The sequence below is a fragment of the Halorientalis brevis genome (assembly GCF_023077655.1).
Window position 1 is genome coordinate 102,063 of the sequence record NZ_JALLGV010000010.1, and the last position, 17,283, is coordinate 119,345.

Genomic DNA, 17,283 nt, shown 5'->3' on the forward strand with positions numbered 1-17,283 from the left:
AGTCACGAAATCGATTCGATGTACTCCCCCTGCGTGTCGCGCACTACGCCCCGGTGACTGAGAAACTCCTCGTAGAACTCTCCCGGCGACCCGATCCATGCCCCACGATCTCGTGCTTCCGTTATCAATCGCTCGTAGAGGCGGCGGTAGCCCGGGAACTCGCGCGTGTTGAAATATCGAGGATGAAACAGGCAGGTCATCACTGCCGATTCGCTGCTGGCGGTATCTAACAGCGTCTTGCAGTCAGTCCACGCCGTCTGAAACTCTGATTCGGGGTCCGGAAGGTGCTGATCCATCAGCGTCAGCGGAAAGACGACGAAGTCGTCGCCGAACGGTCGAAAGACGTCGTATCCGGACCCGAATCCGGGCTTTCTGGCCGACCCAAAGCTCGCGTCGTACTTGAGTCCGAGGTCCCGGTAGTGTTGCCACGTCTCCGGTGCCTCGAACCGAAGATAATGCTGCCGACCGCCCCGGATGTTTTTGCCCAGAACCTCTTCGATCCGGGTTTTCTCTTCCGCTAGTCGCGTCCGATCCGTTGCCGTGTGATACGACCCGTGTAACCCGACTTCCCAGCCGCCGTCGTCGAGTCGCTGGATCAGCTCAGCGACGTCGGACTCTCTGACGTCGTAACGACCGAACTCCTGTGTCAGCGCGGAAACGTCGACGAGGTCACAGACCGGGAACGAATCGAGGCTGGGCTGATTGAGGAAGTAAAACGCCGATCGAACCCCGAGCTTCTCTTCGAGCGCCATGATCTCCTCGAACTGCCAGTAGGGGTTGCACTGGTCCCGCAGCGCGCGAAGATGGCGGGGGTCACGCTCACGGAGTGTATAGAAAAGCGCGTGGTACGCCGTCTTGAAGGGCTTGTCCACGTCGTGGGTCAGACACAGCGCGAACTCGTATTCGGTTCCGGAAAGCGTAGTCATGTCGTGACTCCTTCGGAGACGTTCCGCTGTGGAGCGTCGGTGACAGACTCGAGTGCTGCGACGATACGTGCGGCAGCGTTGCCATCACCGTACGGCGTGTCGTCTGTCGACGACTCGAACTCCCGCGTCAGTGCGCGGTGAATCGCAGTCGGGTCCGTTCCGACGAGTTCGTTTCGGCCACAGGCGACAGTCTCCCTCCACTCCGTCTCGTCGCGCAGCGTCACACAGGGTGTGTCCAGATAGAACGCCTCTTTCTGGACGCCACCGGAGTCCGTCGCGACGCGTTCCGCACCGTCGAGTAACCTGACGAAGTCCAGATACCCAACTGGATCGATCACGTCGACGTTGCTCGGCAGTGCCCGGTCGAGACCCTCGCTTTCGAGCGCGTCGACAGTCCTCGGATGTGCAGGGAACACGACCGGAGACGGTGCGTTGCTGAGGCCTGTGAGGATCGATTCGAGACGGTCCGGGTTGTCCGTGTTGGCCGCTCGATGCACGGTCGCGAGGACGTACTTTCCGTCGGTGTGACCCAGCTCGTCGACGATCGAAGAGCAGTCCCGGGCGCGCTCACGAACCGCGAGCAGCGAGTCGTACATCACGTCGCCGGTGTCGTAGACGCCCCGGGTGATGCCTTCGTTCGCGAGCGTCTCGACGGCCCGCTCTGACGGCACGAACAGCAGGTCGGAGCAGTGATCTGTGAGCACGCGATTCGTTTCCTCCGGCATCGACCGGTTGTAACTCCGAAGCCCGGCCTCGACGTGAGCGACGACGACGTCGCGTTTGGAACCGACGAGCGCACCGGCTAACGTCGAGTTCGTATCGCCGTAGACCAGAACGACGTCCGGCGCGCACTTCGAGACGACGTCGTCGATACCTTCGAGCATCGCTGCGGTCTGCTTTGCGTGTGAGTGCGACCCGACACCGAGGTTCACGTCCGGTTCAGGGATCGGCAGCTCCTCGAAGAACACGTCGCTCATCTCGTCGTCGTAGTGCTGGCCGGTGTGGATCAACACCTCCTCGTGGTCGTCTCGAAGCGCGTTCGAGACGGGGAACGCCTTCACGAACTGTGGGCGAGCACCGACAACTGATGCGATTTTCATCGTTTCGCTCCGTCGGTGAAAGCGGCATCGTAACCGCCGTTAATGGTGAGACTCCGTTCCCTCGCCGGTAGTGCAGGTATCTCCTTCATGGGTACCGCCGTCGGGTAACTGTTCCAATTCTCGGAAGGATTCACCATTGTTATGGCTCACTTGCCGAATCGGACACGTTTCCTAGGTACAATATACAGCCCGACCATGTGATACGTGGACAGCCGCCGTAATTTTCGGCGGAGAATAGAGGTCCTACCAGATACTAAAAGACGGATAGGTGTCGTCGTTGCCCCCGTGAGGCCGAACGGGCGTAAATTTAGCTCTGTGCCGAATGTGGGGTATCCTACTGAAAACAGGATTATGTTCCAACTGTGATGGGTGAGTGTGGATGAAATCGCCGTTGCTCACCCAGCGAGCCGTCACAGTTCCCGCGTCGCGATCCGACGTCGCAATCGTTCCCGCGGTCAATCCAGCGCGCTGCCACGGAAGCAGCGAAACGGAATCCGAACTGGGACACCACGGCCACCGTTTCTATCGATTCGAACGGTTCCCGGTGCTAGAAATCCGGATACGAACCAACGTTCAATTCCGGGGTGACCACTCGATCGTTCAGGCCGGTGTCACCAACCCCACGGAACGAACCACCAGCGGGCGGACCGGAGACAGCAGAGGAGTGAGCCAGATGATTGCAGACCGTCGTGTAGTAGGAGAATTATAACAATATCCGAACCAGTCGAGGGATTTCGTAAGCCGTGGCCATCACGACGAGGTCGATGGCCTCGCGTCTATTACAACCATGAGAGGAGTAGAGATCAGTTCGGAGACGGCCGATGAGCGTGTCGAGACGACGATCGAGGACTATCGGGTCGTCGATCTGTTTCTGCAAACACTGTCGTACGCACGCGACCGTGACTACACTGGCTGGGACTACGGCGACGGAATGAGCAGTCGGATCCTCCAAGCCCTCCCGGTCGACAACAAGTGGCTCAACCTCGTGTTTCAGGAGACCAGTAAGCGATGCCCGGTGAACGTCAGACCGCTGTTGCTCGTCGAACAACGGCGGAATTTCAAAGGAACCGCACTGTTCTCGATGGCGAACCTCACCGCTTCGGAGTTAGGGTTCACTCAGGCTCGCCACGCCCCGAACCAATCGCCCGTCGATTACGCCGCAGAAGCCGACGAGCTCGCCGCCTGGCTCGTCGAGCACCAGTGTTCAGGATACGGTGGTTTCTGCGGCGGTCACCGCCATCCCATTCAGCATCTCGACGGCCGCGGCCAGCCGTCCGATCCGGACGTCGTCTCGACGTCGTACGCCACCAAAGCCCTCCTCCGAGCGGGCGCCCTGGACGAAGCGTATCCCGACATCGCCCGGAGCGCTACCGAGTTCGTCGACGGCCATCTCAACTATCGGCAGGTGGAGGGCGACCGCGGCGCCAAGGTCAACTATCACCTCAATCACTCTGAAGAGTACTACACGATCAACGCCGGCGCACTCTGCGCGCGTCTCTTCGTCGATCTCTACGCCCAGTTCGGTGACGACGCGTATCGAACGCGAGCGCGCGAACTACTCGACCACATCGCAGACCTGCAAGCGGACATCGGGGGCTGGACGTATCGCCATCCGCCGGACGCCTCGCACCTCTCGATGGACAACCACCACAACGGGTTCGTCATCGAGAGCTTCCAGCGGTACCACGCTGTCACTGACGAGGAGCGGTACGCGGACACGCTCGACACGGCACTCCACTTCTACCGACACGAACTGTTCGAGCCCAACGGCGCACCGAACTTCGACGAGCAGAACGCGTATCCCCGTGATATTCACGCCAGTACACAGGGCGTCCTGGTGTTCACCTACGCCGGGGATCTCCAGTTCGCGCGTCAGATACTGCAGTGGGTGTTCGACAACCTCCACGCTGGCGACGGGCAATTCTACTACCGCAAAGAGCGGTTCTACACGCGTCGGGTTACGCTGATGCGCTGGTGTCAGGCCTGGATGGCATACGCGATGGGCGAGTATCTCAAAGCCCTCAAACAGCAGTGACGTCGGCACAGAACGCTCGAAAGACCCCTATAACAATGAGAGCAGATTCTGACTCATCAACAAACGAGTCGATGACATGAGCATCGAAGTTCGTGAGGTAACCGACGACGATTTAGAGCAGTGGAACCGGTACGTCGACCAATCGCCGCAGGCGGATCTGTTCCACCGCCGTGAGGCACTCGAGGCGCAAGCGGACGAGATGGGATGTCAGGTCTACCACCTGGTGGGCTTCAAGGGGCAGGAACCCGTCGGGATCTTTCCGGTGTTCGAGATTCAAAAAGGGCCACTGACGACCGCGTTCTCGCCGCCACCGGACTTGCGCGTCCCGTACCAGGGCCCGGCGCTGTTGAACATGGGAAAGTTGAAACAGCGGAAAGCGGAGCGACGCCACCAGTCGTTTCTGGAAGAGTGTTTCGACTGGGTCGACGACGAACTTCACCCGCGATACATTCACGTCAGGCTTAACGGCAATTATCCGGATCTTCGTCCCATGCAATGGGAGGGATTCGACGCGAAGCCGGCATACACGTATCTCGTCGACCTGACACCGGACGACGACGATCTCCTCATGTCGTTCAGTAGTGACGCTCGAAGCAACATCCGTGACGGCAGGGATGCAGCAGACGTCTCCATCGAGGTCGGGGATCGTGACGCCGTGCTCGCCATCCTCGAACGCGTCCGCGAACGGTACGAGAACCAGGGGATCGCGTTCCATCTCTCGGATTCGTTCGTGACCGATCTGTACGAGCGACTGCCTGAGGGAGCAGTACGACCGTACGTCTGTCGCGTCGCCGGCGAGTTCGTCGGCGGCATCCTCGCATACGAGCACGGTGACACGATCCATCGATGGCAGGGCGGTGTCAAAACTGACGCAGACGTTGCCATCTCGATCAACGACAACCTCGATTGGGCAGTGATGGAAGACGCAAAATCCCGGGGCATCACGACGTACGACCTCGTCGGTGCCGAAAATCCGCGGATCAACAAGTACAAGGCGAAATTCAATCCCGATCTCCAGGAGTACTACACGCTCGAACACGGGTCCACGGCGATAAACATCGCCGCCCACTTTTACAAACAGCTTCGCTCGTCGACGGTCCTCGGCTCCAAGTAACGTCAGTCAACTCTTCGTGAGCGAGCCGGAGAACATTCGATACGCCGTTTTCGCCGTCGTCATCCCGACCCCCGAGGACTCGGCGACGTAGTACTCGGTTAGCTCGCCGCAGAACTTCGCCTTGTACTCACAGAGTCGCTCGGTGTTCGCCCCAACCAGATCGTATCCAGTGATCGATTCGAAGTCCGGATCAGTCAGGACATCGTCGAGGATCTGGCGGTGAACGAGGGTGTTGACGCTGATCCCATCGTACGAGTGTCTCGCTCCTCCCAGCCAGAAGTACGCGTGGTCGTTCGAGTAGAGGACCACGATGCCGCCTAGATACGCGCCCTCGTCGTCCCGGGCGACGTACGCTCGGAACCGGTCATCGAGCGCGTCGACGAGGTCTTCGACGAAGCGACGGTGTACGGGCGGCGTTTTGTCCTGTTCGAGGTATCGCTCGGCGACGTCCTCGTGAATTCTGACCGCGCCGCTTCGGCCCTCGTCGCTGATGGTGACGTCAAGCTCCGGAAAGCGCCGCATTTTGTTCCGCAGGCTCTTGCTGAAGCCTTTCATGAGTTCCGCTAAACTCGATGCGTCGTCGACGTCGACGACGTACGTGAATTTCGGATCCACGTCGAGTCCGTTCCACGACAGCGGACGGGGGTCCCCGTAGTCCAGTGGACTCAGTATTCGGACGAGCGTCGTCGACGAACTCGCCCCGACGTCTTCGAGCACGCCCTCGACCAGTGCCTGATTGATTTGTTCTCGCTTCCGCAGTTTCGGACTGTTCGGCATCAGCACTGGTCCGAGTCGCGGGATACTGAGCCCCGGTGGCGGTGAGAGAACAGCGCGACCGACGCGGCGCTCCTCGACGAAAACGGGGAGTAAGCCGACAGTTTCCTGGCCTTTCTTGGCGGCGTACAACCGACGCTCGGCGTCGAGATGGTCAGTGACGACCGAAAGTGCCGCCGGCAGATGAAACACCTCGAACCCCGATTTCGGAAGTTCCGTCCCCCACTCCTCCAAACCAATCTGTTCGACCCTCATGACTAATGCTATCGCATTTTACGGAGACACCAACTTTGTTACATGGTCGCTATGGTATATACTAGCTCACAATCGAAAGTTCAGCGATTCAAACGGTTAGCCCGCGGTACAGACGCAGTGATAACTGGAGTCCACGACGCCGACGGGTCGTCCGATCGGCAAGGGAGCGACGAGCCAGGTGTTCTGTTCTTCAGTGAGACGCGGAACGCCGGAACGCGAAGTGGTCTGGCAGTTATTTGGCACCTCGCACGTCGAGTCGTGACGGAAGCTATCAACCGGGGAATCGCACGCTATCAACCGGTATTCGAATAACTTTATTTTTGAGTGATAGTGTGGTTTTCAACATCCATAATTAGAGTAACACATATTCATATGGAAACCAGAGGAACGCGTAATGCGAATCAAAGACAAGCCTGCGACGCCGACGCCGAGTCGGCTTCTCGGCCTGTTGTTGCTCGTCGGAGGCGGGGTGTTTATCGGTGACTTCTTCTGGGCCATCGCGACCTACTCCCCCTCGATAACGGCTGCACCAGTCGCTGTCTGGGCAACGCTCGTCACCGGTATGTTGGCGGGATCGGTTCTGGTCGGCGTCGGCGTCGCAGCGATGCTTCACTCAGCCGACCACATCGAGATCGGGAGTCAGGTCGACTGGAACACGTAAACTACCCTCCCCTACTTCACTCGGGGGCAATGGCCCCGCTCGCTCGTTGAGGGTTCCGTCAGACGAGGTCTGACGACGTGCAGGCTGTCGCCTGCACCAGGGCTTTCGCGTGGACTCCCGTTCTACGCCTCGGATGAGGCGGGAAGGTCGTACTCTCCACTCACGTTCAACGTCCCGCGATTCAAGCGCACGTCTACGGGTGTGCCTCCGTCGTCTGCGTTTTGCCGACGGCGGAGAGACTGTAGGCCGATGTTTTTTCGCCGTCGAAAAGTCACGCAGTGACTTTGCTGCCCGCCGGATGTAATCCGGCGACCGCGTTGTAGTCGGCGTGGTTCTGGTAGCCACAATCCAGACACTCGTAGTCCTCGTCGGCAACGTACTTCGTCGGCGGTGTGTCGGGATTATCAGAGAGAATGTAGTCATACTTGATTCGTCCATCCGGTGTCGATAGCGAAACGTGGTCACGGTGGAACGTGACACTTCGCTTGTCGTAGATGGCGGTATCGGCCGTGAACGTCGGACGGGACGTATCTTGGTCGTTTTTGAGGCGTTCGACGCCGCTCTTGATGGCTTCGACGGCCTGATGAATCCCTTTCTGGACGAGATTCGCGGTCAACTCCGTGTCCTCGCGTAGCTGATCGTACAGCGCATCTTCGGCCTTGGCCTTCGATGTGACGTGGTAGCCGTCGTCGATTGGTTAAGCTAAAAGACGATAGTGATGAGCCAATCATCAATCTTGGCATAGTTGGATTTAAGGTTTAGACGCATCTAATCCCACGTAAGATGTTGAGCGACGTGATGGAGGATTATCTCAAGTCGATCTATCAGCTTCAGCGAGAACACGGTGCTCCCGTCCAGACGTCTCGTATCGCGGAGTATCTGGACGTGACGTCACCGACCGTCACCAGTATGATGGAGAAACTCGAAGAGCGAGGACTGGTCACGCGTGAGAAGTACAAGGGCGTCGAGCTAACCAAGGAAGGGCAAACGGTCGCCATCGAGATCATTCGGCATCACCGACTGCTGGAATCGTTCCTCGTCGAGCAACTCGACTACGAGTGGACCGACGTCCACGAGGAAGCGGACGTCCTGGAACATCACATCAGCGAGGAGTTCGAAGAGCGGATCGCCGAGACGTTAGAGAACCCCACGGTCGATCCGCACGGGGACCCGATTCCCGAAGAGACGCTGGAGCCACCGGGTAACGACGATGCACGACCCCTGTCGGAGTTCGCTGTCGGTGATACCGTCATCGTCGCCCGCGTCCGGGATCGAAACGAGGAGGAACTGAACTACCTGGCAAAGGCGGGGATCGTCCCCGGTCGAGCACTCGAAATTCGGGAGATCGCTCCGATCGGGATGGTCACGATCACGCACGACGGTGGCGACCAACATCTCCCCGACGACGTCGCCGAAACGATTCGCGCGAGGCCGATCGACGTCGACGAACGAGACGAACCTGAGGTGTCCCACTTGTGAGCGGGTTCGTGGAGATCATGCTGATCGCATTGACGGCACAGCTCGCCGTGCTGCCGGGCGAGAAGGTTCAGTTCCTCATCTCCGGGCTCTCGACGCACTACAATCCGATCGTCGTCGTCTCAGCGGCAGGCGCTGCGTTTGCGGGCTGGACAGCGGTCGAAATCTGGTTCGGACAGGCGATCAAAGGTGCTCTCCCACCAGTCGTTCTCGACGCGATCACGGCGGGGATGTTCCTGCTCTTCGCGTTCCTGCTGTTCCGGTCGGCACCGGATCCCGGCGAAGAGACGCTCAACACCGATGGGTCTGGCATCGCAGCCGTCGAAGATCAACGCCTCCCCGTCGTCGGCGAGGTTCCCGACTACTTCGGAGGCTTCCTGCCGATCTTCAGCATGATGGCCGCAGGGGAGTTCGGAGACAAGACGCAACTCGTGACGATCAGTCTCGCCCTCCAGTACGGCGCCCATCCGGCGATCTGGGTCGGCGAGATGCTCGCGATTATCCCGGTGAGCATCGTAAACGCCGTGTTCTTCTACAAGTTCTCACACAAGTTCGAGCTGCGGAAAGCCCACTTCTTCGGCGCCGGTCTCTTCGCGTTTTTCGCATTTGATACTCTGCTCAGTATCTTCGTCGGCGTCTCGATCTGGGAGACGCTCGTCGGTATCGTAAGCAGCACGATACTCGGCGTACTCTGAAGACTTAGTTTCTGTCGCTTTTACAACCGTCAGTACGTCTATCCAGCGTTTTCCAACTCACGCCACGTCTTCTGACGTCTGGACGGCGCCATAGCCAAGCGCCATGAGGGCGAGGAGCAGAAACCCGGTGACGCCGATCAGATTCCGATCCACAGACAGCGCAACTGCCGTCCCGATCAGAAGGAAGATCATCAGTCCCACGTACACGGGTTCCGGAAGCGTCCTCAGAACGGCCACGGATCGGTCACTCACCATCACTCTTTCAATTCTGATAACAACCTCACTCCATTTGTTTGCTGTCAAAAGTTCCCGACAGTTCGAGAACGAACAAAACGCAATCGCAGATCACAGGGACAGGTAGGACCGAAGGCGGTGCAGCGATCTCATGAGGGCGGAAAACGCCGACCTGTTCACTCGACTGTTTCGGTGAGGACCTTCTTGACGACGTGCGGGTCTTCGAGCAGCTGATGTTCTGTGTAGCTCCCTTCTGCGCTGCCGCCGCTGTGCCGAGACTGTTCCAGAATGTCGAGAAAAGCGTGTTCCTTCAGGAGGTCCCGAACGCGCCGGAGGGAGAGCGGATCCGCCCCTTCCTGGCGGCAGATCTGTTGATAGACGTCGAACACCTTGGTCGTACGGAACGCTTCCTGCTGTGACTCATCGAGGGAGAGAACCGTCAGTGCCTGCAACACGTACCGAGAGTGGGGCGTCGATCCGCGAATCAGTTCGCGGAACCGGTCCGTTTCGGCGCGTTCTCGTGCTTGAATCACGAACTCCTCGCGAACGGTACCCATGTCGTTAGACTGGGCGATCTCACCCGCGTAGCGCAGAATGTCGATAGCTTTCCGTGCGTCGCCGTGCTCTTTCGCCGCCAGCGCCGCCGCACGGGGGATGACAGACTCTTCGAGAACGCCGTCCCGGAACGCGTCGCTGCGAGCCTCCATGATAGACCGCAGCTGCGTCGCGTCGTACGGCGGGAAGACGAACTCGCGTTCACAGAGGCTCGACTTGACGCGTTCGTCCATCCGATCTTTGTACTTGATCTTGTTACTGATCCCGATGACGCCGATCTTGCAGTCCTCGATCTTGCCGGCCTCGCCGGCCCGAGAGAGCTGCATGAGAATGTCGTCGCCGTCCAGTTTGTCGATCTCGTCTAAGATGATAAGGGCGACGTCGAGGCGCGAGTCGAGAATCGACCAGAGCCGCTTGTAGTATGTCGCCGTGCTGATGCCGCGGTCGGGGATCTTGATGTCCGTAATCGAACGATCGTTGAGGGCGCTGGCGATGGTCTGGACGGCCTGCGTTTCGGTCGAGTCCTGTGCACAGTCGACGTAGGCGAACCCTGCTGTGACGCCTTCCTCGTCGGCCGTCGTGATGAGTCGCTGTGACACGTACTTCGCGCAAAGAGATTTCCCCGTCCCGGTCTTTCCGTAGATGAGAATATTGCTCGGACTCTGTCCAAAAATCGCGGGATTCACGGCGTTCGCTAACTGGCTGATCTCCTCATCCCGTCCGACGATACGCCCCTCGTCCGGAAGATGATTGATCTCCAGAAGTTCCTTGTTCGCGAAGATTGGGTCCTCTCGAATGAAAAGATCGTCCGATTCGGACATCCTAGTTCAGACCACATTTCCGGTGGAACTGACTTTACTTTTTCCCCGAAAGCCGCGCAGTACGTTTCCAGTGTAATCTGGCAGGTAACCGCTTCGCAGTTGTCTTTAACGGCATCTTCGATTCATCGGAAATTATATTCTTAGTCCGATAAGCATCGGCGAAAATTCACGATCTCGGTTCATCGGAAACGAGGTCCCGGCTCTATCCGTATTCTACTGCGCCCGCTCGACGTTCCCGACAGTAGAGCGGGCATGCCTCCTCGGAAAGGCACGTTCATTGTTGGCTCGAATCTGTTTCGCATCCCGTAGCCAACGTATCTCCAACACCTATATAATATCATTAATCAATCATAGAGACACCACGTTTCTAGTGAAAACCGACATTACATAGCTTAATTCGTCTGATGTCACGGTTCTTTCAGGCATTTTATTTATATATTATTCCATACTATTTCCCCGGTGGTATAGTGCGTTTTACCTGAATTGAGGCGCTAAGGCCCCTTCCTCAACGAGCGACCGAAGGGAGCGAGTAGGGAGGGGATACAGCGGCCCCAGAACGCGTAGCGTTCTGGTGTGCGAACGAGACGCAAGCGTCCCGTCAACGCCGCACGAATATCAAACACGTCCGACGCTCGGCCCACAGGCCTACACAATCGCAACCCATATTTGTGTAGTTTGTGTATATTGTGATGTGGCAACGCGCAAGAACATCTCTATCCGCGACGACCAAGCCGAGTGGGTCGAGGAGAACCACCTCAACCTCTCGTCGTTCGTCCAAGAGAAACTTGACGAACTCATCGAAGAACGCCCGTAGATGAACTACAACTACAGGTATCGGCTCCGACCATCCGACGCCCACCGCGAACAGTTAGCGTGGACTGTCGATACCTGTAGACAGGTCTACAACCACTTCCTCCACCGTCTCAACCGGAACGACGACACCTCGGCATACTCCGAGCAGAAACTCCTGCCGAGCCTCAAGAAGTGGTGGAACGACCTGAAAAGCGTTCACTCGAAGGTTCTTCAGAAAGTCGTTCAGCGGTTGTACGACAACCTCTCGACGCTCCGGGGTCGCAAGGAGAACGGCTACCACGTCGGGACACTCAAGTGGAAAGCGCCGGACGAGTACCGCAGTTTCACCTACAGTCAATCCGGCTTCAAGCTCAAGAACACGAGCGGTCGAACAAAACTTTGGCTCTCGAAACTCGGAGAGATTCCGCTCACTTTCCACCGCGAACTTCCCGACGACGCCGAGATCAAGACCGTCACAGTCAAACAAGAACCCACCGGGACGTGGTTCGCCGTCCTCGGCGTCGAAACCCCGGACGACCCACCGGAGAAACCGGAGAATCCCGAGAAGTGCGTCGGAATCGACGTGGGGATTTGCAAGTATGCCCACGATACCGACGGAACTGCCGTCGAATCACTTGACCTGTCCGACGAGCGAGAGCGGTTAGAACGCGCACAGCGTGACCTCTCGCGGAAGGAACACGGTTCCGCGAATTGGGAAGAACAGCGGAAGGTCGTGGCCGAGCGCCATGCTGACCTCAAGCGAAAGCGGCGAGACTTCCTCCACAAGTTATCGTACCACTACGCCCGCGAATACGACCTCGTGGCGGTCGAAGACTTGGACGCGAAAGGCTTGGTCGAACTGCCGGGGAACTCTCGGGACCGGGCAGGCGCGGCGTGGGGGACGTTCCTTCGGATGCTCAAATACAAGTGTGAGCGAGAGGGGACGCACTTCGTCGCCGTCGAACCGGCGGGAACGACGAAGGAATGCGCGTCCTGCGGCGTTTCGACGGACAAGCCGTTGTGGGTCCGTAAACACTCTTGTCCGGCGTGCGGGTTTGAGGCGGATAGAGACGCGAACGCGGCGTGGAACATTCTTTCTCGCGGTGTCAAAAAGCGGTTAGGAGCGGGACGCTCCGAATCAACGCCTGTGGAGACTGCGCTCCCTGTGGATACGTCCGTATCTGCAAAGCGCGTCGTGGAAACAGGAAGCCCCATCCTCAAGCGCGAGGGCGTCAGCCCGAGCGGTAGGGTGGAGTAGTTCACCGGAAACGAGGTGTGTGTTTTCTCTTAGTACGTGACTATCAGAAGGGATACGACTGGTGGGAATTTCGACCTCTACGAGCGGATTCACTCACTAAACACCCTATAATAGACCTCGTGCACACGATTACACCGGAAACGTGGTGTGTTACAAGGCTCTTACTCTCCGCTTCGTCAGATCGCTTGGGCAAACAGCGGTGGCATGGGGAAGTCGAACTCAGTCCGGGTCGTGGCCCCACACGAGCTCGTCAACCAAGTCCGCGGGACTGCCAGTCGCTTTTGCCGTGTCGCTCTCTCGGGAGGAAAGCAACGGCACTACTGGCACACCGATATTGTCGACGTCTGTGTATCGTGATCGAGTCATACGGATCTGCCGCCAAGTCGCCGACGGCAGTATAGTTAATTATTGTTCATTAATATTAGTATAGGGCCACTAGTGGCAGACGGCAATTCGTTTTAACCAACAGAACGGTCGCAGGGATCAGCGTTGGTTAACACGTCGACAGTCGAGAGCCAGTTCGGATTCTAAACGCTCACGGGCTATCTGCGCCCTTCTACCGAGATGTCAAAGGGGAATAGGAAGTGGATAACAATACTGGTAGCAATCTTGCATGATGATGGGCCCTGACGGGAACAGCCGAAAGGGCCTCGCGCACAGTTGCGTGACGTGTCACAAGCCCCGGAACGGGAGCCCGACACCGTTCCACAACGGGGGAGCCCTGCCGGACCCGAACCACAAATCCTCTGGTTCCCCGCTGCCTTCACCTCACGCGCCGGCACGTGGTCTCCACGTGCCTTTTCACACGCTCCTATCCAGCGAGCCACTGCGACGCGACGAGACCAGCTGGTCTCGTACCCGCAGCGACGGAGCGTCACGTCCAGTACGTCATCGCGTGATCGAACAATGCTACTGACTCACAGCCGACAACGTGTCGTCACACCCATGTTATCGGGCGTCACGACTGAAGTAACGAGTTCCTAGCCTCAGTATGGACGTATACTGCATCGTACACGACTGTTTCGAGTTACACACGCCAGCAGTAAGTATAGTATACTCGGGCAAGAGAACACGTGTTGAATAATACGACCCCGTCGGAGCGGAATTAACCAGTTACATCCGGTACAAACAGTCTACTGCAGTTAAGACCGGTGGGCGTCCCATATCTCATAGCCCTGGTGAAAGGTGGCCAGGGACGGGTGAACAATGAAACGCAGTTCAAATCAATCGAATGAGTGGTGGGAAGAGAAGACGAGCATGCTTCACGCAGGGCACTCTCCCCGAGTGAAGGTGTTTCTTCGTTCCCTTGCGCCTCCGATGGGGACGTGCCAACAGCAAAACGAGGCCCTAGAGCAGCTCCAGTCGTTCGAGCGGCAGGGCCTCCTCGATTCTGTAGACGTCACCGTCTGGGGAAAGTCAATTTGTCCCGATAGCGCGGCCGCACAGACTGAGCCCGGCACGCGAATTCTCGATTACGTCGACGAATTCACGGCCTGGGGTGCCAGAACGGGATCGAGCACCGAGCTTCCCTTCGAAGAGCAGCGCGTCTCCTCTTCGATCCTGGACGAACAGTACCAAAAAATCGTCCTCCCACAGGTCTGTTTCGGCGTGTACACCAGCGATCAACTCGAGCTTGTGCTACCGTGTGAGATCGACGGGGAAAGCTACGGCGTCGAGGATTTCATTCGCATCGTCGAGCAGCAGAGTCCTGTCGAACGGGAAATTGGGACTTCGGCCTGAGCCCTTCCTCACAGGTCGCACGCGACCACTCACGAACACGGCACGGTGAGATCTGCACGGACCTATAGAACAAACCCTGTTTGCAGGCATCTGGTCCTCACAGTACGCATACGACCGAGAAACCCGCGTATTTCGGGGAAGGGACGATAACGCGTCTATAACAAAGGCCAGCACGAGCAAGCGTTCGCTTGCTCGAATGTCCCGCTATAGAGACGCCAGTGACACGGTTCCCTCCAGCCAGGTCCAATGAGTACGCAAGCGGACTCCAACTGGCAGCAAGTGCGTAGTTACCTCAAGACATTTCCCCTCGATCTCGTTGTCATCGTCGGGTTCGTCGGTCTCCTCACGTCGAGCGTCGCGCTCGTCCCCGATGATCCCTTCTGGCGCTTCCTCTTTGGTGGCGTCCTGCTCGTCTTCGTCCCCGGGTACGCGTTGCTGGCAGCCGTCTTCCCCGGCGACGGGCCACAGAGCCGAGAGCGTCGGATAACGAACCTCGACGGAGTGACGGTGAACGACGGGATCACGCTCAGCGAGCGCCTCGCCCTCGCATTTGGAATCAGCGTGGCGCTCATCCCGTTGTTTGCGCTCGGACTCGCTGCGGTCGGGGTTACGTTGACGCCGTCGACGGTCATCGGCGTCCTCTCGGTGTTTACCGTCGGCTGTGTCGTGGTCGCGCTGTTTCGCCGCCTTCGACTCCCCGTCTCGGATCGATTCAGCCTCCCGCTCGACGAGTGGGCAAACGACACCCGGACGTTCCTGTTCGGGGGCAGTGCTATAGATAGCCTCGTCAACATCGTGCTCGTGCTCAGCATCCTGGTCGGAGTCAGTGCCGCCGCCTACGCGATGTCCGTCCCCCAACCCGACGCGGAGTTCACCAGCTTCGCACTGATGACCCGCTCTGAGAGCGGCGGATACGTGAGCTCTGGCTATCCCACGAACTTCACACAGGGTGAGCCAGAGGAACTCGTCGTGAGCGTCACAAACAATCGACAGGAGGCGACGGCGTACACGGTCGTCGCCGAACTCCAGCAGGTTCGAACGAACGACGAAAAACGGTTACAGGTCCTCTCACAGCGCGAACAGCGGCGGTTTCCCCTCGACCTCGAGCCGAACGAGAGCTGGCAGCAACCCCACGACATCACTCCGGAACGGGCCGGAACGAACCTCCGCCTCGTCTACTTCCTGTACCGCGGTGAGGCTCCGGTCGAAGCGAGTGCGGCGACCGCCGACAAACGACTCCAGTTGTGGATCAACGTCTCGACGCGGGTTCAGCAGAACAACACGGCGCCCAATACGACGGTCCCCAACACGACAGCGCCCAACACGACGACCCCCAGCACGACCGGCAGAGTCGGTCAATAAGGAATCGAGCCACTCGCCGCTACTCTCGGAGCATCCGTCCGACGGTCACGAGGCCGAGCATCAGGACGACGCCAGTCCCCAGCAGAATGAGTGCCCACTGGAAGGAACTGTCTGAATCGGACTCGCCGTCGCCAGCCGTCACCGTCCCGCTGTCTTCCGCAGGCGTCGACTCCCAGTTCGGCCCTCGGTCGACGGTGACCGTGGTCGTGCGATTGTTCACGCCGAGTCGATACTCTCCCGGTGCGTCGAATCGCTGCGTGAACTGCACCGTCCGAGTTGCTCCTGGAGCGAGTTTTACCTGATCAACGGTGACGACGTCCCCGAACGCACGGAACTGAACGCTGCCGGTCCCGCCTGCAGTCCCGGCGTTCGTCACCGTCGCGTCGACGGTGACCGTCTCGCCCGTTTCGACCCGGTTGCGGTCCACTGACAGGGCCGTCACCGAGATGTCGGGCGTCGGTTCAGTGACGGTGAGCTCCGTCACGTACTCACCGACCTCGACGTCCGTCTCCCCTACTTCCCGGAACTGAACCGGCACCGTCACGGTCCGCTGTGTGCCGGCCGCGACGGACACCGTCGGACTCGCGATCGTGCGGTCGTTTGCGGTCACGTTGAACGTCTCCGTTCCGTCCCGACTCCCGCTGTTCTCCAGGGTCAGTTCCAGGCGTGACGTCCGATTCGAGAGGGGCGGCGGATTCTGCGGTCTGACGTCGACGACACTGATCTCGGGATGGCGAAGTCCGACCGCGACGAGTCCGGGGTCGGCGATCGAGGTCCGAACGATCATCTCGTTGCCGCTTTGCCGGCCCGGCGTCGCATCGACCGTTCGCCACTCCCCGCCGCGATACACGGACACAACGACGTCGTCTTGTCCCGCGTTGGCCTCCCGGAGATAATCGGTCTCGACGTCGAAGCGGTACGTGATGCCGAAATCGTTCGAGCTCGCAGTCGAGCCGACGGTACTGTACAGCAGGGGCGTATCGAACGCGGCGGGCGGGCTCGCTGCATCGGCTGCCGAGAGCGATTCGAGCGTGCTATCCACGGTGACGTTCAGGTCGAACCGGGACGCCCCGCCACGCGAGACCACGTCGAACGAGCGCAGATCGGTGTCGTCATCTGCGTCACCGACTGCACTCGGCGGTTCGACGGTCGTCGACCGGCCGTTCCTGGCGTTCCGGACGGCCACACTGAAACTGTTCGAACCAGTTCGCGAGACGGTCGCTGACATCGACGAGGGCGCCGGCCCTTGCCCGGTACCGTTGGGTGGGAGTTCCTGCGGGAGCTGTCGAGCAGCGCTCGGGACGGTCACGCCGCTCAGCGACGGCTGGTGACACGGCTGCGACATCTCCCCGTCGATACATCCGCTCTGTCGTGTGACACGGTCGATCGTGGCGTCGGCCGTCGGTTGCCCCTGCACGCCGACGGCGGCAGTAACGACGGTGACGACGATCGCCACGAGAACAGTCACGTGAAGTCGTTCGCCGG

At 59.0% G+C, this 17,283-nt stretch carries 15 protein-coding genes and 1 pseudogene; 9 read left to right on the forward strand and 7 right to left on the reverse strand.

Annotated features, from left to right (window positions below; genetic code table 11):
* Positions 1 to 2: 2 nt before the first annotated feature.
* Both MU553_RS21525 and wecB read right to left on the reverse strand, forming a co-directional pair.
* Positions 3 to 926, reverse strand: coding sequence for a polysaccharide deacetylase family protein (locus MU553_RS21525; RefSeq protein WP_247381506.1), 924 nt, complete (start codon positions 924 to 926; stop codon positions 3 to 5).
* Positions 923 to 2,026: a non-hydrolyzing UDP-N-acetylglucosamine 2-epimerase gene (wecB, locus tag MU553_RS21530; protein ID WP_247381508.1), complete on the reverse strand. Its 1,104-nt coding sequence runs from the start codon at positions 2,024 to 2,026 to the stop codon at positions 923 to 925. The genes MU553_RS21525 and wecB overlap by 4 nt, the downstream gene beginning before the upstream one ends.
* A gap of 787 nt (positions 2,027 to 2,813) precedes the next feature.
* Here wecB and MU553_RS21535 point away from each other — a divergent pair.
* Positions 2,814 to 4,061: a YyaL domain-containing protein gene (locus MU553_RS21535; protein ID WP_247381509.1), complete on the forward strand. Its 1,248-nt coding sequence runs from the start codon at positions 2,814 to 2,816 to the stop codon at positions 4,059 to 4,061.
* 76 nt (positions 4,062 to 4,137) lie between these two features.
* Entirely contained in the window at positions 4,138 to 5,175 is a 1,038-nt protein-coding gene (locus MU553_RS21540) for a GNAT family N-acetyltransferase (protein WP_247381511.1), read from the forward strand.
* A 6-nt stretch (positions 5,176 to 5,181) separates the two neighbouring features.
* Here the strand turns inward: MU553_RS21540 and MU553_RS21545 are convergent, their stop codons facing one another.
* Positions 5,182 to 6,204: a GNAT family N-acetyltransferase gene (locus MU553_RS21545; protein ID WP_247381513.1), complete on the reverse strand. Its 1,023-nt coding sequence runs from the start codon at positions 6,202 to 6,204 to the stop codon at positions 5,182 to 5,184.
* 394 nt (positions 6,205 to 6,598) lie between these two features.
* Between MU553_RS21545 and MU553_RS21550 the strand changes: the two genes are divergently transcribed.
* Positions 6,599 to 6,865 (forward strand): hypothetical protein, encoded by a 267-nt coding sequence (locus tag MU553_RS21550; protein ID WP_247381515.1) that lies wholly within the window; start codon positions 6,599 to 6,601, stop codon positions 6,863 to 6,865.
* 355 nt (positions 6,866 to 7,220) lie between these two features.
* On the opposite strand, the pseudogene MU553_RS23910 reads toward MU553_RS21550, so the two are convergent.
* Positions 7,221 to 7,556: pseudogene (locus MU553_RS23910) on the reverse strand (RNA-guided endonuclease TnpB family protein); the annotation flags it as partial.
* Between the two features lie 92 nt (positions 7,557 to 7,648).
* Here MU553_RS23910 and MU553_RS21560 point away from each other — a divergent pair.
* A complete protein-coding gene (locus MU553_RS21560) occupies positions 7,649 to 8,344 on the forward strand; it encodes a metal-dependent transcriptional regulator (RefSeq protein WP_282594412.1) in 696 nt (231 codons plus the stop codon).
* Positions 8,341 to 9,036 (forward strand): TMEM165/GDT1 family protein, encoded by a 696-nt coding sequence (locus MU553_RS21565; protein WP_247381518.1) that lies wholly within the window; start codon positions 8,341 to 8,343, stop codon positions 9,034 to 9,036. Before MU553_RS21560 ends, MU553_RS21565 begins: the two co-directional genes overlap by 4 nt.
* A gap of 57 nt (positions 9,037 to 9,093) precedes the next feature.
* Here the strand turns inward: MU553_RS21565 and MU553_RS21570 are convergent, their stop codons facing one another.
* Positions 9,094 to 9,339, reverse strand: a complete 246-nt coding sequence (locus tag MU553_RS21570) for a hypothetical protein (protein WP_247381519.1) — start codon at positions 9,337 to 9,339, stop codon at positions 9,094 to 9,096.
* 107 nt (positions 9,340 to 9,446) lie between these two features.
* A complete protein-coding gene (locus MU553_RS21575; RefSeq protein WP_247381520.1) occupies positions 9,447 to 10,646 on the reverse strand; it encodes an orc1/cdc6 family replication initiation protein in 1,200 nt (399 codons plus the stop codon).
* A 691-nt stretch (positions 10,647 to 11,337) separates the two neighbouring features.
* Here MU553_RS21575 and MU553_RS23685 point away from each other — a divergent pair.
* The 4 genes from MU553_RS23685 (at position 11,338) to MU553_RS21590 (ending at position 15,798) form a co-directional block, all read left to right on the forward strand.
* Positions 11,338 to 11,460, forward strand: a complete 123-nt coding sequence (locus tag MU553_RS23685; protein ID WP_282594413.1) for a hypothetical protein — start codon at positions 11,338 to 11,340, stop codon at positions 11,458 to 11,460.
* Positions 11,461 to 12,696, forward strand: a complete 1,236-nt coding sequence (locus tag MU553_RS21580; RefSeq protein WP_247381521.1) for an RNA-guided endonuclease InsQ/TnpB family protein — start codon at positions 11,461 to 11,463, stop codon at positions 12,694 to 12,696. It abuts the gene before it with no gap.
* Between the two features lie 1,206 nt (positions 12,697 to 13,902).
* Positions 13,903 to 14,436 carry an HTH domain-containing protein gene (locus MU553_RS21585; protein WP_247381522.1) on the forward strand — a complete coding sequence of 178 codons (534 nt, stop codon included), beginning with the start codon at positions 13,903 to 13,905 and terminating at the stop codon, positions 14,434 to 14,436.
* Between the two features lie 246 nt (positions 14,437 to 14,682).
* Positions 14,683 to 15,798 carry a DUF1616 domain-containing protein gene (locus MU553_RS21590; RefSeq protein WP_247381523.1) on the forward strand — a complete coding sequence of 372 codons (1,116 nt, stop codon included), beginning with the start codon at positions 14,683 to 14,685 and terminating at the stop codon, positions 15,796 to 15,798.
* A gap of 19 nt (positions 15,799 to 15,817) precedes the next feature.
* Here the strand turns inward: MU553_RS21590 and MU553_RS23835 are convergent, their stop codons facing one another.
* Positions 15,818 to 17,266 carry a CARDB domain-containing protein gene (locus tag MU553_RS23835; protein ID WP_247381524.1) on the reverse strand — a complete coding sequence of 483 codons (1,449 nt, stop codon included), beginning with the start codon at positions 17,264 to 17,266 and terminating at the stop codon, positions 15,818 to 15,820.
* Positions 17,267 to 17,283: the final 17 nt, after the last annotated feature.